This window comes from Plantactinospora sp. A48 (assembly GCF_055793945.1).
In genome coordinates this window covers 20,391-43,294 of the sequence record NZ_JBTIXF010000014.1, presented here as the reverse complement: position 1 = coordinate 43,294, position 22,904 = coordinate 20,391, and the positions used below count along the sequence as shown (strand labels likewise).

Genomic DNA, 22,904 nt, shown 5'->3' with positions numbered 1-22,904 from the left:
CGTCAGCGCGACGGCCGCGGCACGGTCCCGGTGGCCGCCGCGCCGTCGGATTCCGGCGGCGGCCTCGGCCCGTCACCGACGCTTCGCCGGGCGGTTCTTCTTCGGATTGACCGGCTTGGCGCCCGGCTTCGGCGCCAACGCCCGGGACTGCGAGGCTGGTTCAGCGGCCGGCTCCGCGCCGTTGGCCTTGCCACGCCCGAACAGCCCCGCGGGCTTGGCCGGCTGGTCTGCGGTGGTGCCGGCGCCGGCGGTCGCACCGGCCCGCGCCGGCTTGACCGGGCCACGGCCGGTCGGCTTCGCGGGTGCCTTCGCCGGGGTCGCCTTGCCGACCGTCCGGCCCGGGGTGGGCGGCGGTGGGAACTTCCGGAGCACCCACTGCTGCTGGCCGAGAGTGAACAGGTTGTTGGTGACCCAGTAGATGATCACACCGATCGGGAAGATCGAGCCGGACACCAGCAGCGAGACCGGGATGCCGTAGAGCATCAACCGCTGCACCATCTTCTGTTGCGGGTCCTCGGCCCAGCCGGTCTTGAGGATCATCTGGCGGCTGGTCAGGTAGGTGGTGGCGATCATGATCGCCACCAGGATGCCCGCGACGATCTTCACGGTGGTCGGGCTGGCGCCCAGATTGGCCAGTTCAGCCGCCGTGGAGCCGAACCGCCCGGAGATGGGGGCGTTGAACAGCTTCGCGTGGGTCGCGTTGTCGAACTGATCGGCTGTCCAGCCGTACGACGTCTTGTGTTTGACGTTGTCGGGATGCAGCCGCTTGAGCGTGTGGAACAGGCCGAGGAAGACCGGGATCTGCAGGAACATCGGAAGGCAGCCCATCAACGGGTTGGCCTTCTCCTTCCGGTACAGCTCCATCATTTCCTTCTGGAGCGTCTCCCGGTCACCCTTGTGCTTCTCCTGCAGCTCCTTGACCTTCGGCTGCAGAGCCTGCATGGCCCGCTGGGATTTGATCTGCTTGACGAAGATCGGGAAGAGGATGATCCGGACGGTCACCACCAGGAAGATGATGGCGAGGATCCAGGCCCAGTTGGTGCCGATCACCTGACCGGCCGACACCCCGACGGCGTCCCACAGCGAATGCCAGCGCAGCAGGATCCATGAGATCGCCCAGTAGATCCAGTCGAGACTCAGCAATTCTCAGGCTCCAGTCACGTCAACACGGCGGCGACCGCCCGGCTCCGGCACCGGGTCATATCCACCGGGGTGGAAGGGGTGGCACCGCAACAGCCGCCGGAGCGCCAGACCGGTCCCCCGGAGGGCACCGTGCCGCGTCACCGCCTCCAGGGCGTACGCGCTGCACGACGGGTAGAACCGACAGCGAGCCGGCAGTGCCGGGCTTATCCAACGACGGTACGCGACGATGGCCACTGCCAGCACTCGGGCACCCACCGTAGGGGTGCCGTCGGGCCCCGTGATGCTGGTCACCGGGACCTCCGAGCGGGTCGGCGGGCCGCCGCGAGCGCCGCGTCGAGGTCGGCGGCCAGGCGCTCGTACGGCGCCGCCGCGGCGGCGGGCAGTGCCCGGACCACCAGGGTGGCCCCGGCGGGCAGGTCGGTGATCCGGTCCCGGACCAGGTGGCGTAGCCGACGTCGGACGGTGTTCCGGCACACGGCGTCACCGACGGCCTTGGACACGACAAAGCCGGCCCGGGGTGGTGCGGAAGACTCTTCCGCTCCACCGGCCGGTGCCGGCTCTGACTCCGACGACCCGCTGGCCACCGGTGTGGAGGTACGAAGGTGGACGACAACGGCGCCGCGTCCCGCCCGTCGACCGCCCCGGATCACCGCGGCGAAGTCGCTGCTGTGCCGCAGTCGGTGTGCGGCGGAGAGCACGACTGCCTCGTCCTGGCGGGAAGTCGCCGGTCGGCGCTCAGGCCGACAGGCGCGCCCGGCCCTTGGACCGCCGGTTGGCGACGATGGCACGGCCGGCCCGGGTGCGCATGCGCAGCCGGAAGCCGTGGGTCTTCGCGCGCCGGCGGTTGTTCGGCTGGTAGGTGCGCTTGCTCACGTCAGGCTCTCCGTCTTCGTACGTCCCGGTCCTGGCCGGTGCGTGTGGTGGTCTGGCGTCAACCGCCGCTGGGGCGGTCACCGGTCGGTCCGGCACCTCGGTGCGGTCCGGCATGATGCTGGCCGGTGCCTCTTGGTGCCGGGTGTGCTGGTGCTGTCAGATGTCCTGATGCTGTCCGACGCCACAGACGGGCACCACGAACAGCAAGCACTCACTACCCTAGCAGAGGGCAACAGGGCAGCCGCTTTACCCTACGCACGGGTACCAGCGCGGTCAATCGGGGATGATGGCCCTGGCTGGATGGGCGGAACTCGACCGACCGACCCAGTTCGACCGATGGACCGGTTCGACCGATGGACCGGTTCGACGGACGGACGGCGGGTCGAGCGCCGGGAGCGGCGCTCCGAACCGGAGATACGGATTGTCGGGGCGGCAACGCGGCGGGTGACCTTACAACGGACGTACCGTCCGCCTTCGACCGGGGCGGGGAACCGGGGACGGCCGGCGGTTGAAGGGTTGTGGACAACGCTGTTAGCGTGCCCGTTTGCCGGTCTGCGTCTGGGGCCAGCGGAGCTACCACGCAAAACCGGTCAAGCTTCTAAATCGTTCGCACGGTGAGCCCGCGTCATGAGTCCAGGGACACGCGTGGGGGTCGGACGAACGTGCGATGGGGGAGCCACAATCGGTCGATACACAGGCTGTGGATAACTTGTGGACAGCGGTCGACGTGTCGACCGTGGTTGCGACATCCTGCCTGTTCGAGCGCGGCAACAGGCCGGGACTGCCGATCGGGACACCCGGTCGGGGCCGCGGGGGACGCAGAGGCTAGGGGGTGGCGCGACGGTGGCCGACACGATCGACCTTGCCGCGGTCTGGTTGGCGACGACCGACGAACTGGCCGACGAGATCGGGTCAGCCCAGCAGCGCGCGTACCTCCGGCTGACCCGGCTCCGCGCGATCGTCGAGGACACCGCGCTGCTCGCCGTCCCGGACTCCTTCACCCGCGACGTGATCGAGTCCCGGTTGCGGCCCTCGATCACCGAGGTGCTCTCCCGCCGGCTCGGCCGGCCGATCCAGGTCGCGGTGACGGTCCGGGCTCCGGAGGACGGCTCGGGCCGGTCGGCCGGCACCGTCTACGGCACCGCCGTGGTCGTCGACCCCAGCGGCTTTCCGGGCCCCACCCCGTACGTGGTCGACGGACGCGAACCCACCGCCGCGCTGCCGGGAGCCCTCGACGAGACCCGACCCGACCCGGCCACCGGCGAGTACCGCGGCCCGGGCGAGTACCGCAACGCCGAGGAGTACCGCAGCCCGGGGGAATATCGCGACGCCTCCGGTGCGGTGCCGGGATATCCGGACCCGGGCGGCGCGCCGCCCGGATACCGGGACGAGGCCGGCGGGTACCGCGACCCGGCCGGGGACTACCGGGCGGCCAACCTCGACGACGACGCCGGCTTCCGCCAGCCGGGCCCGGGGGACCGCCGGCCGGACGACCGCCAGGCGACGCTTCCGGAGCAGCCCACCGGTTCGGCCCAGGCCGTCCGGCCCGCCGAGCCGACCCCGCGGATCGGACCGTCTGGTGGCCAGGAGGCCCTGTTCGCGGCGCCGTACCCGGAACCGCGCCGCCCGGTCCCGCCCACCGGTCGGGGCGCTGCCGACCGCCGACCCGACCCGCGTCCGGACCAACGTCCGGATCCGCGCCCGGTGGACCGGCCCGAGCACCGGTACGGCGACAGCCTGGCGCCCCGGGGTGAGCGACGGGCGGCCGGCGTACCGGACGCCAACCCCGGAAACCGGCTGAATCCCAAGTACATGTTCGAGACGTTCGTCATCGGTTCCTCGAACCGATTCGCCCACGCCGCGTCGGTCGCGGTCGCCGAGTCCCCGGCCAAGGCGTACAACCCGTTGTTCATCTACGGCAGCTCGGGGCTGGGCAAGACCCACCTGCTGCACGCGATCGGGCACTACGCCACCACCCTCGGGAACGCGCGCTCGGTGCGGTACGTCTCGACCGAGGAGTTCACGAACGACTTCATCAACTCCCTGCGGGACGACAAGACCAGCGCGTTCCAGCGCCGGTACCGGGACGTGGACATCCTCCTGATCGACGACATCCAGTTCCTCGAGAACCGGGAGCGGACCCAGGAGGAGTTCTTCCACACCTTCAACACCCTGCACAACGCGAACAAGCAGATCGTCATCACCTCCGACCGGTCGCCGAAGCAGTTGGCCACCCTGGAGGACCGGTTGCGGACCCGCTTCGAGTGGGGCCTGCTGGCCGACATCCAGCCGCCGGACCTGGAGACCCGGATCGCGATCCTGCAGAAGAAGGCCGCCCAGGAACGGCTGTTCGCGCCGCCGGACGTACTGGAGTTCATCGCCTCGCGGGTGTCGAACTCGATCCGTGAGCTGGAGGGTGCCCTCATCCGGGTGACCGCCTTCGCCAGCCTCACCCGGTCCACCGTCGAGCTGTCGCTCGCCGAGGAGGTGCTGCGGGACTTCATTCCCGACGGCGCCGGGCCGGAGATCACCGCGGACCAGATCATGGTCTCCACCGCCGACTACTTCGGGGTGAGCCTCGAGGATCTGCGCGGCCACTCCCGGTCCCGGGTCCTGGTCAACGCCCGGCAGGTCGCCATGTACCTGTGTCGGGAGCTGACCGACCTGTCCCTGCCGCGCATCGGACAGGCGTTCGGCGGCCGCGACCACACCACGGTGATGCACGCCGACCGCAAAATCCGGCAGCAGATGGCCGAGCGTCGGTCGCTCTACAACCAGATCGCCGAGCTGACCAACCGGATCAAGCAGACCTCCTGACCCTGGGCGTCTCGTCCCCCGGGAATTTTTGTCCCCAGTTCTCAGCGCTTCGTCCACAGCTGTCCACAGCCATCCACAGGTGGTTGTCCACCAGTGTGGATAACTCATGGTGAGCGGACGACTGCGGTCCACAGGCTGTGGATAAAAGCTGGGGACGAGCCTGTGGATGACGGGCCGGTCGTCCACAGGCGTCCACAGAATTATGTTGCGTTGTGCATGAGCTGTTGAAGGTTCTGTGGATGAACCGGTTCTGGGTGAGGAAACGTTGTCCACAACACTGGGGAGAAACCCGGTGGATAACCGGTGGATAACCGGTGGACGAAGGTGGACAACGTGGGGACGGTCGCCGGCTGTGGATGACGAAGGGGGTTTTTCCCCGCCCCGTCCACAGGCAACCCACCGCCCCGCAACGCGCTGACCTGGGATTACGCGAGTTTTCCACAGTTTGCACAGCACCGATGAAGACGATGAGTTATCTCTTCAAGAGAACAAAAAGCAATCATCGGCGTTGGGCATTCTGTGGATTGGCCAGCCGGTGCCCCGATGGGTCACAATCTGGCGGGCGGTCGCCGGGTCGGGTACCCAGCCGATGCCCCCGCGTCCTAAGGTGCGAGGCAGACCCGCACGGTTGGCCGGGCCGGTGCAGCGTCGCCGGCATGAGACAGTGGTCGCTGACGTCGAGGCGGAGGCAGGGCATGAAGTTCCGAGTGGAGCGCGACGCGCTCGCCGATGCGGTGGCATGGACGGCCAAGAGCCTGCCCAGCCGCCCGTCCGTACCGGTACTGGCCGGTGTGATGCTCCGCGTGGCCGACGGCACCCTGCAGGTCTCCGGTTTCGACTACGAGGTGTCCAGCCAGGTCACCGTCGACGTACACGGCGACGCCGACGGCGCGGCCCTGGTTTCGGGTCGACTGCTCGCGGAGATCACCAAGGCCCTGCCGGCCAAGCCGGTGGACATCGCGGCCGTCGGCGCCCATCTCGAACTGGTCTGCGGAAGCGCGCGCTTCACCCTGCCGACCATGCCGGTCGAGGACTACCCGACCCTGCCCGAGATGCCGGAGAGCGCCGGCACCATCGACGCGGCGGCGTTCGCCACCGCCGTCGCCCAGGTCGCGATCGCGGCCGGCCGGGACGAGACGCTGCCGATGATGACCGGGGTACGCGTCGAGCTGAACGGGTCCAACCTGGTGATGCTCGCGACCGACCGGTACCGGCTGGCGATGCGCGAGCTGCAGTGGCAGCCGGACGACCCCGAGATCAGCATCAACGCCCTCGTACCCGCCCGGACCCTCAACGACACCGCCAAGACCCTGGGCCCGCTCGGCGGTGACGTGACGCTGGCCCTCGCCCACGGCAGTGCCGGCGAGGGGATGATCGGGTTCGCCGGTGGCACCCGCCGGACCACCAGCCGGCTGTTGGACGGCGCGAACTACCCGCCGGTCCGGTCCCTGTTCCCGGCCACCTCGAACGCCGAGGCCCGGGTGCCGGTGGCCGCCCTGGTCGAGGTGGTCAAACGGGTGGCCCTGGTCGCCGAGCGCACCACGCCGGTCCTGCTCAGCTTCAGCGCGGACGGGCTCGTGGTCGAGGCCGGTGGCACCGAGGAGGCGCGGGCCAGCGAGGCCATGGACGCGACCTTCACCGGCGAACCCATGACGATCGGCTTCAACCCGCAGTATCTCATCGACGGGCTTCAGAATCTCGGCGCGGCGACCGCCCGGCTGTCATTCGTGGACGCCTTCAAGCCGGCTGTGATTTCCCCGGCATCCGAGGATGGCGAGGTCATCCCGGGGTACCGGTATCTCATCATGCCGATCCGGGTCAGCCGCTGACATCGCTGATCCGTCAGCTCTGGGGAGGAACTGGACATGCAGCTTGGCCTCGTCGGTCTCGGCCGGATGGGCGGCAACATGCGGGCGCGACTGCGCTCAGCCGGACATGACGTGGTCGGTTACGACCGCGACCCACAGGTGAGCGACGTGGCGAGCCTGGCCGAGCTGGTGCAGAAGCTCTCCGCTCCGCGCGCAGTGTGGATCATGGTGCCGGCCGCCGTGACCGACGCCACCGTGGACGAGTTGGCCGGACTGCTCGGCGAAGGCGACGTCGTCGTCGACGGCGGCAACTCCCGGTTCAGCGAGGACGGCCCCCGCGCCGAGCGCCTCGCCGAACGGGGCATCGGATACGTCGACGCCGGCGTCTCCGGTGGCGTCTGGGGCCGGCAGAACGGCTACGCCATCATGGCCGGTGGCAGCGAGGAACACGTCGGCCGGCTCATGCCGATCTTCGACGCGCTCAAGCCCGAGGGTGAGTTCGGGTTCGTGCACGCCGGACCGGTCGGCGCGGGACACTACGCCAAAATGGTGCACAACGGCATCGAGTACGGCCTGATGCAGGCCTACGCCGAGGGCTACGAACTGCTCACCAAGTCGGAACTGGTCACCAACGTGCCGGGCACGATCAAGTCCTGGCGCGAGGGCAGCGTGGTCAAGTCCTGGCTGCTCGACCTCATGGACCGGGCCCTCGACCAGGACCCGGGGCTCGTCGCCCTGCGGGCCTACGCCGAGGACACCGGCGAGGGCCGGTGGACCGTCGACGAGGCCATCCGGCTCGCCGTACCCGTGAACGTCATCGCGGCCGCGCTGTTCGCCCGCTTCGCCTCCCGGGAGGTCGACTCGCCGGCGTTGAAGGCGGTGGCCGCGCTGCGCCAGCAGTTCGGCGGCCACGCCGTCACCCCCGCCGACGGCTGACCGGCGGCGTAACGAGAGAGGTCCGCTGTGCACGTCCGACGGCTGGAACTGGTCGACTTCCGGTCGTACGAACGGGTCGGCATCGACCTCGAACCCGGAGGCAACGTCTTCGTCGGCCCCAACGGGGTGGGCAAGACCAACCTCATCGAGGCGCTGGGTTACGTCGCCAACCTGTCCAGTCACCGGGTCGCCACCGACGCCCCGCTGGTCCGGGCCGGTGCCACCGCCGGCGTCATCCGGTGCGCGATCCAGCACGAGGGCCGGGAGCTGCTCGTGGAGCTGGAGATCGTGCCCGGCAAGGCCAACCGGGTCCGGCTCGGCCGGTCCCCGGTGCGTCGTGCCCGGGACGTGCTCGGGGCGCTCCGGCTGGTGCTGTTCGCGCCCGAGGACCTCGAACTGGTCCGCGGCGACCCGGCCGAGCGCCGCCGGTACCTCGACGAACTGCTGGTCGCCCGCGCCCCCCGGTACGCCGGGGTGCGCGCCGACTACGAGCGGGTGGTCAAACAGCGCAACGCGCTGCTGCGTACGGCGTATCTGTCCCGGAAGACCGGTGGCGGGCGGGGCGACCTGAGCACGCTGGACGTCTGGGACGTCCACCTGGCGCAGTACGGCGCCGAGCTGCTGGCCGGGCGGTTGGAACTCGTCGCCGCGCTCGCCCCGCACCTGGCCAAGTCGTACGACGCGGTGGCCGCCGGCCGGCACGGTGCCACCATCGGTTACCGACCGTCGGTGGAGCTGCCCGACGACGGCCCGGATCGCGCCGCGATCGGGTCGGCGCTGGCGACCGCGCTGGTGGAAGCCCGGTCCAGCGAGGTGGATCGCGGCGTCACCCTGGTCGGTCCGCACCGTGACGACCTGCACCTGGCGCTCGGTCCGCTGCCGGCCAAGGGGTACGCCAGCCACGGCGAGTCCTGGTCGTACGCGCTGGCGCTGCGGCTGGCCGCGTACGAACTGCTCCGGGCCGACGGCATCGAGCCGGTGCTGGCCCTCGACGACGTCTTCGCGGAGCTGGACACCGGCCGCCGGGACCGGCTGGCCGGCCTGGTCGGCGGCGCCGCCCAGCTGCTGGTGACGTGCGCGGTCGCCGACGACGTACCCGCGGCGCTACGCGGCGCCCGTTTCGACGTAGCCGAAGGCACGGTCCACCATGCCAACTAACCCCCCACCCCCCACCCCACCCCCTCACCCCCCCACCCCTCGCCCCCCCCGGGTTGATCATGAAGTTACCGGGGGTCCGTCCGGCGTGTCGCGCAGTCAACCTCATGATCAACCAGATCGAACCGATGGTGGGGAGCCGGGGGGCGGCGCGGGGGCGGGACAGGCGGGGGCGGCGGGGCCGGAGTTGGCCCGGGCCGTGCTGGAGGCGGCGCTGGCGCGGCGGCAGACGGCCCGGCCGCGGCGGCGGACCGGAACCGGCTCGCCGGACCCGGCCGAAGCCGACGGCACGGGGACCGACCCGACCGGTCGCGGCGGTCCGGGGACTCGGCGCGGGCGTCCGCGCGGCTACTCCGGGCCCGGTCCCGACCCGCGCGACCCGCAACTGCTCGGCACGGTGCTGGCGCGGTTGATGAAGGCCCGCGGCTGGCAGCGGCCCACCGCCGAGGCCACGGTCTTCGGCTCCTGGGCGAAGGTGGTCGGCGCGGACATCGCCGAGCACAGCCGGCCGGTCAAACTGGTCGACGGCGAGCTGACCGTGGAGGCCGAGTCCACCGCCTGGGCCACCCAGCTACGGCTGCTGAGCGGGTCCCTGCTCCGTCAGATCGCCACCGTGGTCGGACACGACGTGGTGCGCCGGTTGAACATCCACGGTCCGGCGGCCCCGTCCTGGTCCCGGGGTCCGCGCCGGGTCCGGGGTCGCGGCCCGCGCGACACCTACGGCTGAGGGGGCGAGGAAGGGAAGCGACCGCTTCCCGATCAGGAGTCGGCGTAGATCGCGAAGCCGCGGTCGGCGCACCGGCGGTAGAAGCCGGCCAGCACCGCCAACTCGGAACGCGGGAAGCTCCACTGCGGCGCCGCCCCGGAATCGTCGCGGAGCGCGTCGAGCCGTTGGTCCAGCCAGCGCAGCTGCTGCTCCGCGAGCCGGCCGCCGGACAGGGTCGCCTGGAGTACCTCGGTTACCGTGTCGAACGTCACGATTTCGCCCCGGTGCCCGTTGACGAACCGCTCCAGGCCGCCGGCGATCCAGGCACAACCGTCCGGGTCGATCACCGGGTCCTCGTCCTCGGCCGCCGCCTCCGTGGCGTGGAGCACGCCGTCCAGCCCCAGCAGCAGGTCCACCAACTCGGTGTACGCGGTGGCCCGTACCGAACCGGTCTTGGCGATGTAGCCGGCCAGCGCGGCGGTCGGCGCGGCGACATCCGGCGCCTCAGCCAGGTCACCGAAGTCGACGAACTCGGCCGGAGCCACGGGATCGTAGAATCGGCCGGTACGTGGCCACTGCACCGCGACGTTGTCCAGCCCCATTGGGCGTCACCTTCTCCAGCGCGTACGGATCGGTCCTGCTCGACCGCCAGATCCACGGGGGGCCACGCAAAGTTACGGCACGGCCCAGGGTCGCCGCGACCCCGGGGCCGGTCGCGGCGAGCCGGTGGCGGCCGTTCGAGCGACCTTGATCCGAGCCGGTGCCTGTAGGGGGATTAGCGCCCCGGACGGTTCGGGGCGCTACGGCGATCTGAGGTGCCTCTCCAGCGGTGCCGAGTGGGCATTCTGTCGTCCCGGCACAGTAGGATTGAGGGCGAGACGAGGTGTCGACCCCAAATTGGCGGCGCGGGCGGGGGCCCGGACCGCCCATCCGGGCCGACACCGATCCGATCGCGATCCGCGGGCGACCGCCGGCGATCGGCGCAGGACGGATCGTAACCGGACAGTCAACCGGGCGGACCACTGTGCCGAGACCCCTTGGCCGACCGCCGAACCCGCGCACCGCGCCCACCAGGGCGTACGGCGCGAGAAAGTGGCCAGGGTGGCAGCGCAGAAGAAGCAGGAGTACGGCGCCGAGTCGATCACGGTACTGGAGGGCCTGGAGGCCGTCCGGAAGCGACCGGGCATGTACATCGGGTCGACCGGTGAGCGGGGACTGCACCACCTGGTCCAGGAGGTTGTGGACAACGCCGTCGACGAGGCGATGGCCGGCTATTGCGACACCATCGAGGTGGTCCTGCTCGCCGACGGCGGTGTCCAGGTCACCGACAACGGCCGAGGCTTCCCGGTCGACCTGCACCCCAAGCTCAAGAAGCCGGGTGTCGAGGTGGCGCTCACCGTGCTGCACGCCGGGGGCAAGTTCGACGGCAAGTCGTACGCCGTCTCCGGTGGTCTGCACGGCGTGGGCGTCTCGGTGGTGAACGCGCTCTCCACCCGGATGGCCGTTGAGATCCACAAGTCCGGGTTCGTCTGGCGGCAGCGGTACACCAACTCCAAGCCCGGCCCGCTGGAGAAGGGCGAGACCACCGACCGCACCGGTTCGGCCGTGTCGTTCTGGCCCGACCCGGACGTGTTCGAGACCGTCGACTTCGACTTCCAGACCATCTACCGGCGGCTCCAGGAGATGGCCTTCCTGAACCGCGGCCTCACCATCTCGCTGCGCGACGAGCGGGTCCAGGAAGAGGACGGCAAGCCGCGCGAGGTCACCTTCTGCTACAAGGGCGGCATCGCCGACTTCGTCCGGCATCTCAACGCCTCGAAGAACCCGATCCACAAGACCGTTGTCGAGTTCGGCGCCGAGGAGCAGGGCATGGCGGTCGAGATCGCCATGCAGTGGAACGAGTCGTACGGCGAGTCGGTCTACACCTTCGCCAACACCATCAACACGCACGAGGGCGGCACCCACGAGGAGGGCTTCCGGTCCGCGCTGACCAGCGTGGTCAACCGGTACGGCGCCGACAAGAAGCTGCTCAAGGGCGACGAGAAGCTCTCCGGCGAGGACATCCGGGAAGGGCTGGCCGCGATCATCTCGGTGAAGCTGGCCGAGCCCCAGTTCGAGGGCCAGACCAAGACCAAGCTCGGCAACACCCCCGTGAAGAGCTTCGTGCAGCGCGTCTGCAACGAGTGGCTGGTGGACTGGTTCGACCGCAATCCCGCCGAGGCCAAGACCATCATCCAGAAGGCGTCGCAGGCGGCCCGGGCCCGGATCGCCGCGCAGCAGGCCCGCAAGCTGGCCCGGCGCAAGTCGCTGCTGGAGTCCGGTTCGATGCCGGGCAAGCTGGCCGACTGCCAGTCGACCGACCCGCGCGAGTCCGAGGTGTTCATCGTCGAGGGCGACTCGGCCGGTGGCTCGGCGAAGCAGGGCCGCGACCCGCGTACCCAGGCGATCCTGCCGATCCGCGGCAAGATCCTCAACGTGGAGAAGGCCCGGATCGACCGGGTGCTGAAGAACAACGAGGTCCAGGCGCTGATCACCGCCCTGGGTACCGGCATCCACGACGACTTCGACATCGAGAAGCTGCGATATCACAAGATCGTCCTGATGGCCGACGCCGACGTCGACGGCCAGCACATCCAGACCCTGCTGCTCACCCTGCTGTTCCGGTTCATGCGGCCGCTGGTCGAGCTGGGTCACGTCTACCTGGCCGCCCCGCCGCTCTACAAGATCAAGTGGAACCGCAAGGGCGACGACGCGCAGTACGCCTACTCCGACCGGGAACGGGACGGCCTCATCGCGCTGCGCCAGCAGAAGAAGGCGAACGCCAAGCCGGACGACATCCAGCGGTTCAAGGGCCTCGGTGAGATGAACTACCCCGAGCTGTGGGAGACCACGATGAACCCGGCCACCCGTACGCTCCGGCAGGTCACCCTCGACGACGCCGCCGTGGCCGACGAGTTGTTCAGCGTGCTGATGGGTGAGGATGTCGAGGCGCGCCGGTCGTTCATCCAGCGCAATGCCAAGGACGTGCGGTTCCTGGACATCTGACCCCTGGTGGACCGGCCCGGCCACCCCTGGCCGGCCGGTCCTCCACATGGTTATCCACAGCTTTTCTGGTTTCCACAGCCGTTATCCACAGGCTGGATGCGGCTTTGCTACTGATAAGGGTTGACTGTGACGGATATTCCCGAGCCGGCTGACACCCCCGAGGACCAGGCCACCGCCGTCGTGCACGACCGCATCGAGCCGGTCGGCCTCGAGGTGGAGATGCAGCGGTCCTACCTCGACTACGCGATGAGCGTGATCGTCGGTCGGGCGCTGCCGGACGTGCGCGACGGGCTCAAGCCGGTCCACCGCAAGATCCTGTACGCGATGTTCGACTCCGGCTACCGGCCGGACCGGGGCTACGTGAAGTGTTCCCGGGTCGTCGGCGACGTGATGGGTCAGTTCCACCCGCACGGCGACTCGGCCATCTACGACGCGCTGGTCCGGATGGCCCAGCCCTGGTCGCTGCGCTACCCGCTGGTCGACGGCAACGGAAACTTCGGTTCGCCCGGAAACGATCCGGCCGCGGCCATGAGATACACGGAATGCAAGCTGGACCCGCTGGCCATGGAGATGCTGCGGGACATCGACGAGGACACCGTCGACCTGCAGGACAACTACGACGGCCGGGCCAAGGAGCCGACGATCCTGCCGTCGCGGATCCCGAACCTGCTGGTGAACGGCTCCGAGGGCATCGCGGTCGGCATGGCCACCAAGATCCCGCCGCACAACCTGCGGGAGATCGCCGCGGCCGTGCAGTGGTGCCTGGAGAACCCGGATGTGGACGAGGCGGACACCCTCGACGCGCTGATCGAGATCGTGAAGGGGCCGGACTTCCCGACCCACGGTCTGATCGTGGGCACCGGGCCGATCCGGGACGCGTACCGGACCGGTCGGGGGTCGATCCGGATGCGGGCCGTGGTGGAGGTCGAGGAGGATCGGCGCGGCCGGGCGAGCCTGGTCGTCACCGAGCTGCCGTACCAGGTGAACCCGGACAACCTCGCCGAGCGGATCGCGGAGCTGATCAAGGACGGCAAGCTCACCGGTATCGCCGACATCAAGGACGAGTCGTCCGGGCGTACCGGTCTGCGGATCGTGCTGGTCCTCAAGCGGGACGCCGTGGCGAAGGTGGTGCTGAACAACCTCTACAAGCACACCCAGCTCCAGGAGACGTTCGGCGCGAACATGCTGGCGCTGGTCGACGGGGTGCCGCGGACGCTCAACCTGGCGCAGTTCATCCGGTACTACGTCGAGCACCAGCTCGAGGTGATCCGGCGCCGGACCGCGTACCGGTTGCGCAAGGCCGAGGAGCGGGCGCACATCCTGCGTGGTCTGGTGAAGGCGCTGGACGCGCTGGACGAGGTGATCGCGCTGATCCGGCGGTCGCCGACGGTGGAGGAGGCCCGGCAGGGCCTGATCGAGCTGCTCACGATCGACGAGATCCAGGCCACCGCGATCCTGGACATGCAGCTGCGCCGGTTGGCCGCGCTGGAGCGCCAGAAGATCGTCGACGAGCTGGCCAAGATCGAGCTGGAGATCGCCGACTACCAGGACATCCTGGCCAAGCCGGAACGGCAGCGGAAGATCATCTCCGACGAGCTCGGCGAGATCGTGGCGAAGTGGGGCGACGAGCGGCGGACCAAGATCGTGCCGTTCGACGGCGAGGTCTCGATGGAGGATCTGATCGCCCGCGAGGACGTTGTGGTGACTATCACACGTACCGGCTACGCGAAGCGGACGAAGGTCGATCTCTACCGCTCGCAGCGTCGGGGCGGCAAGGGGGTCAGCGGTGCCACCCTGCGGCAGGACGACATCGTCAGCCACTTCTTCGTCGGCTCGACGCACAACTGGATGCTGTTCTTCACCAACAAGGGCCGGGTGTACCGGGCCAAGGCGTACGAGCTGCCCGAGGCGACCCGGGTGGCGCGGGGCCAGCACGTCGCGAACCTGCTGGCGTTCCAGCCGGAGGAGCAGATCGCGCAGGTGATCCAGATCCCGGACTACCAGGTCGCGCCGTACCTGGTGCTGGCGACCAAGAAGGGGCTGGTCAAGAAGACGCGGCTGGAGGAGTTCGACTCCAATCGCTCCGGCGGGATCATCGCGATCAACCTGCGGGACGAGGACGAACTCGTCGGCGCGGCGCTGGCGGGACCGGAGGAAGACCTCCTGTTGGTATCCAAGAACGCACAGGCGATACGGTTCAATGCCACGGACGAGGCGTTGCGTCCGATGGGCCGGGCAACATCCGGGGTCATCGGGATGCGCTTCACCGACGAGGACGTCCTGCTGGCCATGGAGGTGGTCAAGGAGGGCTTGGACGTCCTCGTGGCAACCAACGGAGGGTACGCAAAACGTACTCCGATCGAGGAATACCCCGTCCAGGGCCGGGGAGGTAAAGGTGTGCTCACCGCGAAGATCACTGAGCGGCGCGGCGGGCTGGTCGGTGCGGTCGTGATCAGTCCGGACGACGAGCTGTTCGCGATCACCAGCAACGGCGGTGTCATCCGGACTCCCGTGAAGCCTGTACGTCGTACTCGCGATCGGAACACAATGGGGGTCAAGTTGATGGACCTTCCAGACGGCGTAACAATCGTGGCCATTGCTCGCAATGCCGACGAGCCTGACGAACAGGACTAGTTGATGACGGAGACACAGGCGAAGTCGGGGACCGCGGGGGCCTCGACCACCCCGGTCGAGGAGGAGGCCGCCAGCGGCGGCGGGCCGTCTCCGGCGACCGGCCGCGCGGCGGTCGGCCGGGCGGCAGTCCCCGCCGACTCGCCGTCCCCGAAGTTCACCAGGGCGCCCGGGATGGCGCCGCCGCCTGGCGCTCCGGACGCCGATGGTGAGTCCGGTGCGGACGAGAGCGACCAGTCGGGCCCCGGCACGTCGAGTTCCGCGACGTCGGGCGGCAGTTCAGCCACGTCGGACGGCAAGGCGTCGAGCGGTGGTTCCACCACGTCGAGCGGCAAGACATCGGCGAATGATCGTACGGCGGTCGGCGCCACCGCCCCGATGACCGCCGCCGTACCGACGGCCGCCAGTTCGGAGCCCACCCGCGAGGACCGCGCCGTGGCCGGTGCCCCCGGTCGACCCGCCGGCTCCGACGGTGCCCGTCTGGGGTCGACCGCCACCCGGCCGGGCGGTGCCCGACCCGGCACGGCGCCGAGTGGCCGCGGTGCCCCGGTCGATTCCCGCCCGGGTCAGCAGGGCCAGGCGAGCACCGGCACGTTCCGGCCGGCGACCATCGGCGGTGCCGCGGCCGTCGGCGCCGCCCGGGTGACCGAGGCGGTACGGGCCGCCCGCAACACGGTCAACTCGGCCGCCTCCCGGGGACCGCGCCGGGCCCGGCTGAACCTCAAGCGGATCGATCCGTGGTCGGTGATGAAGTTCTCCGCCGCCGTGTCGGTGGTGCTGTTCATCGTGGTGATCGTCGCGACCTCGGTGCTGTACCTGGCGCTGGACGCGATGGGTGTCTTCAAGGCCGTCAACAGCAGCCTGACCGATCTGGTCAGCGCCGGCGGCGGCTCCGGCACCAGCAGCTTCCGGATCACCGCGAAGGGCGTGATCGGGACCTCCGCGCTGATCGGTCTGGTGAACGTGGTGCTGTTCACCGCCCTGGCCACGTTGGGGGCGTTCATCTACAACGTCTGTGCCGATCTGGTGGGCGGCATCGAGGTCACCCTCGCGGAACGGGACTGATCGCACCATCGGCCTGTTCGCCGGGACCACGGGAAACGCGGTGGTCCCGGCGAGGCGTACCCGGGTATGTTCGGCCCGAGCGCGGACCCGGCGTCGCGGTCCCACCCCGATTTGGGCGCGGATCCGGACGTACGGTAACCTTGCTCGTCGCCACACGGGGCTATAGCTCAGTCGGTTAGAGCGCAGAGCTGATAACTCTGAGGTCGCTGGTTCGATTCCAGCTAGCCCCACACCTCGAACACCATCGGACCGGCATCAAGCGTGAGGGACAGCCCCATGTTGAAGAAGCTCCTGGTCGTCGTCAGCATCGTCGGTGTTGCCGCGCTGGTCGTCCGCAAGGTCAAGGCGAGCAACGACGAGCGGGCCCTGTGGCACGAGGCCACCACCGCGCCCGACCTGCGCTGAACCGCACAGCGGACTGCCCCAGCCGGGCGACTCCGCCCGCGGGGCCATAGCTCAACTGGCAGAGCACTGCCTTTGCAAGGCAGGGGTTAGGGGTTCGAGTCCCCTTGGCTCCACCTTTACCGCTGATCTGATTCCGGCGTGCTGCGACTTCCGGCGTGCTGCGACGCTCGCTCAGGAACCATCGGCCGGCGTTGGTCCGGCCGGACCGGCCGGTGCCGAATCGGCCACCGTGCCAGCCAGGCCGAACCACCACGGCGCGGTCAGCCGAGACTGTCGCGGTCGCCTTCCGGTTCTCGAACCGGCTGGTACGTGAGCAGCGCGAGTCCGTCAGCGACAGTCCGGGTGTGGACCAGACGCATACGTTTCGGGTCGCCGGTGTCACCGAAGAGGCGTTGACCGGTCCCGATGACGACCGGGTAGATCATCAGTCGCAGCTCGTCGACGAGGTCGCGTTCGAGCAGTGTGCGCGCCAGCTGGATGCTGCCGTAGACGACGATGTCCCCGTCCAACCGTCGGGTCAGCGCCGACACCGCGTCCACCGGATCGCCCGGCGGCAGGACGGTCGAGTTGTTCCACCTGGGTTCGTCGATGGTCGACGACACGACGTACTTGGGCATGGCGTTGAGCCGGTTCGCGTAGTCGCCGTCCCGGGCTGGCCAACGCCCGGCGAAGAACTCGTACGTGTGCCGGCCCAACAGCAGGGCCGTGGAGTTCAGCGCCTCGTCGAGCAGGACCTCGGCGGCCTCGCCGCCGATCCGCCCGACCCACTCCAGGAGGCGTCCACCACCCCCGATCCCGTCCAGCGAGATGTTCTCGGTGATGACGATTCTCCCCATTGCGATCTCCCTCGGTCGACGTTGTCGATGAGGTAGACACCGGGTCGCCAGAAAAGTGGCGCGTCCCGACCGCCCCGTTCGGCAGTTGTCCGGTGTCGGTACCGGAAGTGCGACGAGGACTGGGCAGAGGATGGGGATGTGGAAGCCGACCTGATCTCAAGGGCACGTGCCGGCGACGGCGACGCCTTCCGGGAGCTGACCGAGCCGTACCGCCGCGAGTTGCAGGTGCACTGCTACCGGATGCTCGGATCGTTGCAGGACGCCGAGGACGCGCTCCAGGAAACGCTGCTGGCCGCCTGGCGGGGGCTCGGCGGGTTCGAGGCGCGGGCCTCGCTGCGTACCTGGCTCTACCGCATCGCGACAAATCGCTGCCTCAACGCCCGGCGCTCGGCCAGCCGGCGGGCCGCCAAGGCGTGGGACGTGCCCAACGTCGAACCGCCCGAACCGAGCCGGCTCGGCGAGGTCCCCTGGCTCGAACCGTTCCCCGACGCACTGCTTGACGGGGCGCTGGACGTACCGCTGGGACCGGAGGCCCGGTACGAGCAGATCGAATCCATCTCCCTGGCCTTCCTGACCGCCCAGCAGACCCTCCCGCCACGCCAGCTCGCCGTTCTGGTCCTGCGCGACGTCCTCGGATTCCAGACCGGCGAGGTGGCGGACATGCTGGATTGGACGGTGGAATCGGTCAAGAGCACCCTCAAACGGGCGCGCGGCAGCATGCGGCACCGATTGCCCATGACGGACGTCACACCGCCGCCCGCCGCCGGCTCGCCCGCCGAGGAGGCGATCGTGGCCAGGTTCGTCCAGGCGTGGGAATCAGCCGATCTTGACGCCCTGGTGGCCCTGCTGACCGACGACGCCTTCGTCTCGATGCCACCCGTGCCCTTCGAGTACGCGGGCCGGGACGCTGTGGCGGGCTTCTGTGCCACGTTGTTCGGCACCGGCCGGAGATTCGACCTCGTGCCGACCCGGGCCAACGGCCAGCCGGCCTTCGGCGCGTACCTGCGCACCCCCGACGGCCTCAGCCACGGGACCGGCCTCTACGTGCTCACTCTCGCGGGCGGCCGGATCAGCGCCATGACCCGTTTCGAGAACAACACGCTGCCCTGGTTCGGGCTGCCTCGATCACTGCCGAGCCGGGTCGCCGAGGGCCGGGAGTCGACCGGCAGCTCCGATCGGCGGCGAGCCTGATCATCGAGCCGCTTCACCCAGCGCCTCGTGGAGCAGCGCGAGCAGGCCGTGGCCGTCCTCGACCCGGGCGTCCGGAGTCAGGTCGGGTTGCGGTGCTTCCCGGTCGGTGCGCGGCGAGCGCATCAGGATCGCCGCCCGGGTGCCGGCGCGACGCGCGCAGGCGATGTCCCGGTTCAGGCTGTCACCGATGAACCAGCAGTCCCCGACGGGTACCCCGATGGCCTCGGCGGCCAGTTCGGCGAGTCGCGGGTTGGGTTTGCGGACACCGGCCTCGTCACTGTAGAACTCGGCGCCGAACAGGCCCGACAGGCCGGCGGCGGCCAGGAAGTCACGGTGGGCGGCGCCGCACAGGGTGTTGCTCACCACCGCCAGTGGCAGGCCGGCGTCGGCGGCGGCCCGCAGCGCCTCCGGGATGCCGGGGCGCACCTGCCAGCTGCCCCGCCAGGTCCAGGCGTACGCCAGCGGGGTGGCCTGGCGCTCGACGGCGGCTCGGGCGGCCGGGGGCCAGGTGGGGGTGACGAAGTCCGCCCATACCCGGGCGTGCGGCAGTTCGACCGGGTCACCCCCCTGACCGACCTCGTCCCGCCACCGCGCGTACGCCCGCGCCCCGTTGGCCAGGTCGGTGGTGATCCGCTCGACGGGTACCATCCCGGCGACGAGCCGGCCGAGCTGTTCCACCAGTTCGGGCGGGGCCGCGGGTTGGGACGGTGCGTCGACCAGGACGCCGCCGAAGTCCAGCAGGAGCGCGCGAGGCGTGCGAAGCATTCCGTCATCCTTTCCGAAGATGCGGATGACTCGATCGGTGGGTCAGGTGATCAGTGTCTCGCGGTCCGGGAGTCGACCCGAGCGGATAACCGGTTCGGTCTTCGCCCGCCGATCGGACAGGATGGGTGGGTGTGGACAGGGGGACCGGGACGATACCTGGGCTGGCTGACGTGGCGGCAGAAGCGGCGGATCATCCTCGGCGGACTGTGGAGTTCGCTCTGGATGATCAGCCTGGCGGTGACGCCGTACCTGATCTCCCAGGCGATCGACCGTGGCCTGCGCCCGCGGCAGGTGGAGCCCCTGGTGATCTGGGCCGCGGCGGTCTTCGTGGTGGGCGTGGCCAATGCCGCGCTCGGCATCCTCCGGCACCGGACGATGACGAAGATCCGCCTGGACGGCGGGCTGCGCACGGTTGACGCGGTCATGACCCACGCGGTCGACCTGGGCGCGGCGCTACCCCGGCGGATCACCGCGGGCGAGGTGGTCACCATCGGTATCGCGGATGTGTGGTTGGTCGCTCGGGCGCTGACCGTGACCGGGCCCGGAGTGGGCGCCATCATCGCGTACGCGGTGGTCATGACGCTCCTGACCCGGGTGTCCGGAATGGTCGCGCTCGTGGTGGCGGGCGGGGTGGTGGTGCTCGGCGTGCTGCTCGGGCCGCTGCTGAACCGGCTGAACACCGCCGGCGGTGAGTACCGGGACCGGCAGGGCCGGCTGGCGGCCAGGCTCGTCGACGTGATCGGTGGGTTGCGCATCCTCAACGGCCTCGGCGGCAAGGAGGCCCACTTGCGCCGGTACACCGCCGAGTCGAAGGCCGTGCAGGCCGAGGGCTATCGGGTGGGTGGGGCGCTGAGCTGGATCATCGCGCTGGGCGACGGGTTGCCGACGATCTTCCTCGCCGTGGTGACCTGGCTCGCCGCGCGGCTCACGGTCCGTGGCCAGCTCACCGTTGGCGAGCTGGTCGCCGTGTACGGATACGTGGCGGTGCTGGTCGTACCCACCTGGATGTTGATCATGAGTGCGGGGGACGTCAGCCGAGGGGTGATCGCCGCGCGGAGGATCATCGCGTTTCTGCGGTTGCCGATCGAGGAACCGGGCGACGGCGCCGCCCCGGACGGCCCGAGCGTCCTACGCGATCCGGAGTCCGGCGTGGTCGCCGAGCCGGGTCAGCTGACCGTGCTCGCATCGGCCCGGCCCGAGGACGGGGCCGTGATCATCGACCGGCTCGGCCGGTACGGACAGACCGCCGCCACCTGGGGCCCCTACCGGATCGCGGAGGTGGCGAAACCTGCGGTGCGTGAGCGGATCCTGGTCGCCGATCACGAGGCCGACCTGTTCGCCGGAACCCTGCGGGACGTGGTCGCGGGCCACACGAAGGGCGACGACGACGCGGTCCGGCGGGCGATCACGGCCGCGGTGGCGACCGACATCGCCGGGCTCGACCACCACATCGAGCGCGACGGCCGGAACCTGTCCGGTGGCCAGCGGCAGCGGGTCCGGCTGGCCCGAGCGCTGCACGCCAACCCGGAGATGCTGCTCGCGGCCGAGCCCACCTCGGCGGTCGACGCGCACACCGAGGCGGCCATCGCCGACCGGCTGATCGCGGCCCGCGCCGGTCGGGGCACGGTGCTGGCCACCACGTCGCCGGTGCTGCTGGATCGGGCCGACGTCGTGCTCTACCTCGTCAACGGTCGGGTCGCCGCCGCCGGGAAGCACCGTGAGCTGTCGGAACGCGAGCCAGGCTATCGCGACCTGGTCAGTCGCACCTTCAGCGGGGAAACACCCATCCTGGTCGAGGAGGTGCGATGAGTACCGGCACGCTGCCGATCGCCGACACCCGTCAGCTCGCCCGGGCGGCCGGGCGGCTGATCGCCGCCGACAAGCGGGCCGTCGCCGGCACGCTGCTGCTGAACGTGCTGGCCGCCGGGGCCGCCCTGGGCGCACCGTACCTGCTGGGTCGGATCATCGACGCGGTCACCGGACCCGGCGACGCCCACGCCCGGATCGACCTGCTGGCCGCCGCTGTGCTGCTGTGCGCGCTGGCCCAGACGGTCCTCGCGCGGTGGGCGTTGCTGGTCGGTTACCGGTTCGGCGAGCGAACCGCGGCGCGCATCCGGAACGGCTTCCTGTCCCGCACGCTGAGTCTGCCAGCCTCGGTGATCGAGCGGGTACCCCCGGGCGATCTGGCCGCCCGGGGTACGACCGATGTGGACGCGGTCGCCGGCAGCCTGCGGGACGTGTTGCCCAACGTCTCCGTGGCCGGCATGCAGGCCCTGTTCCTGGTCGGCGCGGTGGTCGTGCTCAACCCGTTGCTGGGTGTGGCGGGTCTGCTCGGGCTGTCCGGCCTCATCTTCGCCGGGCGCTGGTACCTGCGTCGGGCTCGCGACGCGTACCTGGAGGAGGGGGCGGCCAACTCGGAACTGGCCGAGGAACTGGCCGCGACCACCGCCGGGGCACGCACCATCGAGGCATTCCGCCTGCACCGGTCGCGGCTGACCGTGGGCCAGGCGGCCATCGCGCGGACCAGGCGCAGCCGGCTGGCCACCCTCCGGTTACGGTCGGTGTACTTCCCGGTGGCCGAGGCGTCGTACAACATCCCGGTCGTGCTCGTGCTGCTGCTCGGTGGCCTGCTCTACCTCGACGGCCGGATCACGCTGGGCACGACCGCCGCCGCCACCCTGTACCTGCGGCAGTTGATCGGGCCGATGGACACCATCCTGATCTGGCTGGAGCAACTACAGAGCAGCACCGCGTCGTTCGCCCGGATCGAAGGGCTGGCCGCCGTGCCGCCCGCCCCGGCGACGGTCACCGCCGTCCCGGCGAGCGACCGGATCGAGGTGACCGGCGTCCGGTACGCCTACCCCGGCGGCCCCGACGTGCTGCACGAGGTGGACCTCACGGTCCAGCCCGGCGAACGGTTGGCGATCGTCGGGCTCTCCGGGGCCGGCAAGTCCACCCTGGGCCGGCTGCTGGCCGGGGTGGACCGTCCACACAGTGGCACGGTGACCGTGGGTGGCGTGCCGGTGGCCGAACTGCCGCCGGACCGGCTTCGCCGCCAGGTGGTGCTGGTGACACAGGAGCACCACGTGTTCCGTGAGACGCTGCGGAACAACCTCATGGTGACGGCACCGGACGACAAGCTACGCGAGGCGCTGCGGGTGGTCGGGGCGGACTGGGCCACCGACCTCGACTCCGACCTGGGCGAGCACCCGCCGACCGGTGCCCAGGCGCAGCAGTTGGCGCTGGCCCGGGTGCTGCTGGCCGACCCGCACACGGTGATCCTCGACGAGGCGACCGCACTGTTGGACCCGAGGGCCGCCCGCGCCGCGGAGCGCGCGTTGGCCGCCGTGCTGCACAACCGCACGGTGGTCGCCATCGCTCACCGCCTGCAGACGGCCCACGACGCGGACCGGATCGCCGTGATGGACGCGGGCCGGATCATCGAACTGGGCGCCCACGACGACCTGATCGACCGGGACGGCCCGTACGCCGCCCTGTGGCGCCAGTGGCACGGCTGACCGCCGGGTC

At 70.2% G+C, this 22,904-nt stretch carries 19 protein-coding genes and 2 tRNA genes; 14 read left to right on the top strand and 7 right to left on the bottom strand.

What is annotated here, in order from left to right; translation table 11 throughout:
- Positions 1–72: 72 nt before the first annotated feature.
- The 4 genes from yidC to rpmH are packed head-to-tail and all read right to left on the bottom strand — an operon-like array spanning position 73 to position 2,016.
- Positions 73–1,140 carry a membrane protein insertase YidC gene (yidC, locus tag ACXN5W_RS10440; RefSeq protein ID WP_473158054.1) on the bottom strand — a complete coding sequence of 356 codons (1,068 nt, stop codon included), beginning with the start codon at positions 1,138–1,140 and terminating at the stop codon, positions 73–75.
- 6 nt (positions 1,141–1,146) lie between these two features.
- Positions 1,147–1,386, bottom strand: a complete 240-nt coding sequence (yidD, locus tag ACXN5W_RS10435; protein WP_473158053.1) for a membrane protein insertion efficiency factor YidD — start codon at positions 1,384–1,386, stop codon at positions 1,147–1,149.
- A gap of 44 nt (positions 1,387–1,430) precedes the next feature.
- A complete protein-coding gene (rnpA, locus tag ACXN5W_RS10430) occupies positions 1,431–1,841 on the bottom strand; it encodes a ribonuclease P protein component (protein ID WP_473157996.1) in 411 nt (136 codons plus the stop codon).
- Positions 1,842–1,878: 37 nt separating this feature from the next.
- On the bottom strand, positions 1,879–2,016 hold the full coding sequence (gene rpmH / locus ACXN5W_RS10425; protein WP_095567445.1) for a 50S ribosomal protein L34: 138 nt from the start codon (positions 2,014–2,016) through the stop codon (positions 1,879–1,881).
- Between the two features lie 843 nt (positions 2,017–2,859).
- Here rpmH and dnaA point away from each other — a divergent pair.
- The 5 genes from dnaA (at position 2,860) to ACXN5W_RS10400 (ending at position 9,459) form a co-directional block, all read left to right on the top strand.
- Entirely contained in the window at positions 2,860–4,833 is a 1,974-nt protein-coding gene (gene dnaA / locus ACXN5W_RS10420) for a chromosomal replication initiator protein DnaA (protein ID WP_473157995.1), read from the top strand.
- Between the two features lie 695 nt (positions 4,834–5,528).
- Positions 5,529–6,662, top strand: a complete 1,134-nt coding sequence (gene dnaN, locus ACXN5W_RS10415; protein ID WP_473157994.1) for a DNA polymerase III subunit beta — start codon at positions 5,529–5,531, stop codon at positions 6,660–6,662.
- A 36-nt stretch (positions 6,663–6,698) separates the two neighbouring features.
- Entirely contained in the window at positions 6,699–7,577 is an 879-nt protein-coding gene (gene gnd, locus ACXN5W_RS10410; RefSeq protein WP_473157993.1) for a phosphogluconate dehydrogenase (NAD(+)-dependent, decarboxylating), read from the top strand.
- 27 nt (positions 7,578–7,604) lie between these two features.
- The gene (gene recF, locus ACXN5W_RS10405; RefSeq protein ID WP_473157992.1) at positions 7,605–8,735 is read left to right on the top strand and encodes a DNA replication/repair protein RecF; all 1,131 of its coding nucleotides are present in this window, start codon (positions 7,605–7,607) and stop codon (positions 8,733–8,735) included.
- 85 nt (positions 8,736–8,820) lie between these two features.
- Positions 8,821–9,459, top strand: a complete 639-nt coding sequence (locus ACXN5W_RS10400; RefSeq protein ID WP_473157991.1) for a DciA family protein — start codon at positions 8,821–8,823, stop codon at positions 9,457–9,459.
- Positions 9,460–9,491: 32 nt separating this feature from the next.
- Here ACXN5W_RS10400 and ACXN5W_RS10395 read toward each other — a convergent pair whose 3' ends face one another.
- The gene (locus tag ACXN5W_RS10395) at positions 9,492–10,040 is read right to left on the bottom strand and encodes a hypothetical protein (protein ID WP_473157990.1); all 549 of its coding nucleotides are present in this window, start codon (positions 10,038–10,040) and stop codon (positions 9,492–9,494) included.
- 499 nt (positions 10,041–10,539) lie between these two features.
- Between ACXN5W_RS10395 and gyrB the strand changes: the two genes are divergently transcribed.
- The 6 genes from gyrB to ACXN5W_RS10365 all read left to right on the top strand — a co-directional run bounded on the left by gyrB (position 10,540) and on the right by ACXN5W_RS10365 (position 16,697).
- Positions 10,540–12,483, top strand: a complete 1,944-nt coding sequence (gene gyrB, locus ACXN5W_RS10390; RefSeq protein ID WP_473157989.1) for a DNA topoisomerase (ATP-hydrolyzing) subunit B — start codon at positions 10,540–10,542, stop codon at positions 12,481–12,483.
- 126 nt (positions 12,484–12,609) lie between these two features.
- Positions 12,610–15,117: a DNA gyrase subunit A gene (gyrA, locus tag ACXN5W_RS10385; RefSeq protein ID WP_473157988.1), complete on the top strand. Its 2,508-nt coding sequence runs from the start codon at positions 12,610–12,612 to the stop codon at positions 15,115–15,117.
- A 3-nt stretch (positions 15,118–15,120) separates the two neighbouring features.
- The gene (locus ACXN5W_RS10380; RefSeq protein ID WP_473157987.1) at positions 15,121–16,179 is read left to right on the top strand and encodes a DUF3566 domain-containing protein; all 1,059 of its coding nucleotides are present in this window, start codon (positions 15,121–15,123) and stop codon (positions 16,177–16,179) included.
- A 156-nt stretch (positions 16,180–16,335) separates the two neighbouring features.
- Positions 16,336–16,409: transfer RNA gene (locus tag ACXN5W_RS10375), tRNA-Ile, on the top strand.
- Positions 16,410–16,455: 46 nt separating this feature from the next.
- Positions 16,456–16,584, top strand: a complete 129-nt coding sequence (locus tag ACXN5W_RS10370; RefSeq protein ID WP_473157986.1) for a DLW-39 family protein — start codon at positions 16,456–16,458, stop codon at positions 16,582–16,584.
- A 40-nt stretch (positions 16,585–16,624) separates the two neighbouring features.
- Positions 16,625–16,697, top strand: a tRNA-Ala gene (locus ACXN5W_RS10365).
- 147 nt (positions 16,698–16,844) lie between these two features.
- On the opposite strand, the gene ACXN5W_RS10360 is transcribed toward ACXN5W_RS10365, so the two are convergent.
- Positions 16,845–17,420 carry a dihydrofolate reductase family protein gene (locus tag ACXN5W_RS10360; RefSeq protein WP_473157985.1) on the bottom strand — a complete coding sequence of 192 codons (576 nt, stop codon included), beginning with the start codon at positions 17,418–17,420 and terminating at the stop codon, positions 16,845–16,847.
- Positions 17,421–17,558: 138 nt separating this feature from the next.
- Here ACXN5W_RS10360 and ACXN5W_RS10355 point away from each other — a divergent pair, with 138 nt between their 5' ends.
- Positions 17,559–18,611, top strand: coding sequence for a sigma-70 family RNA polymerase sigma factor (locus tag ACXN5W_RS10355; protein WP_473157984.1), 1,053 nt, complete (start codon positions 17,559–17,561; stop codon positions 18,609–18,611).
- Here the strand turns inward: ACXN5W_RS10355 and ACXN5W_RS10350 are convergent, their stop codons facing one another.
- On the bottom strand, positions 18,612–19,376 hold the full coding sequence (locus ACXN5W_RS10350; RefSeq protein WP_473157983.1) for an HAD family hydrolase: 765 nt from the start codon (positions 19,374–19,376) through the stop codon (positions 18,612–18,614). It lies immediately after the preceding gene.
- Positions 19,377–19,598: 222 nt separating this feature from the next.
- Here ACXN5W_RS10350 and ACXN5W_RS10345 point away from each other — a divergent pair, with 222 nt between their 5' ends.
- The gene (locus ACXN5W_RS10345) at positions 19,599–21,185 is read left to right on the top strand and encodes an ABC transporter transmembrane domain-containing protein (protein ID WP_473158052.1); all 1,587 of its coding nucleotides are present in this window, start codon (positions 19,599–19,601) and stop codon (positions 21,183–21,185) included.
- Positions 21,182–22,894, top strand: a complete 1,713-nt coding sequence (locus tag ACXN5W_RS10340) for an ABC transporter ATP-binding protein (protein ID WP_473157982.1) — start codon at positions 21,182–21,184, stop codon at positions 22,892–22,894. The genes ACXN5W_RS10345 and ACXN5W_RS10340 overlap by 4 nt, the downstream gene beginning before the upstream one ends.
- The last annotated feature ends 10 nt before the right edge of the window (positions 22,895–22,904 follow it).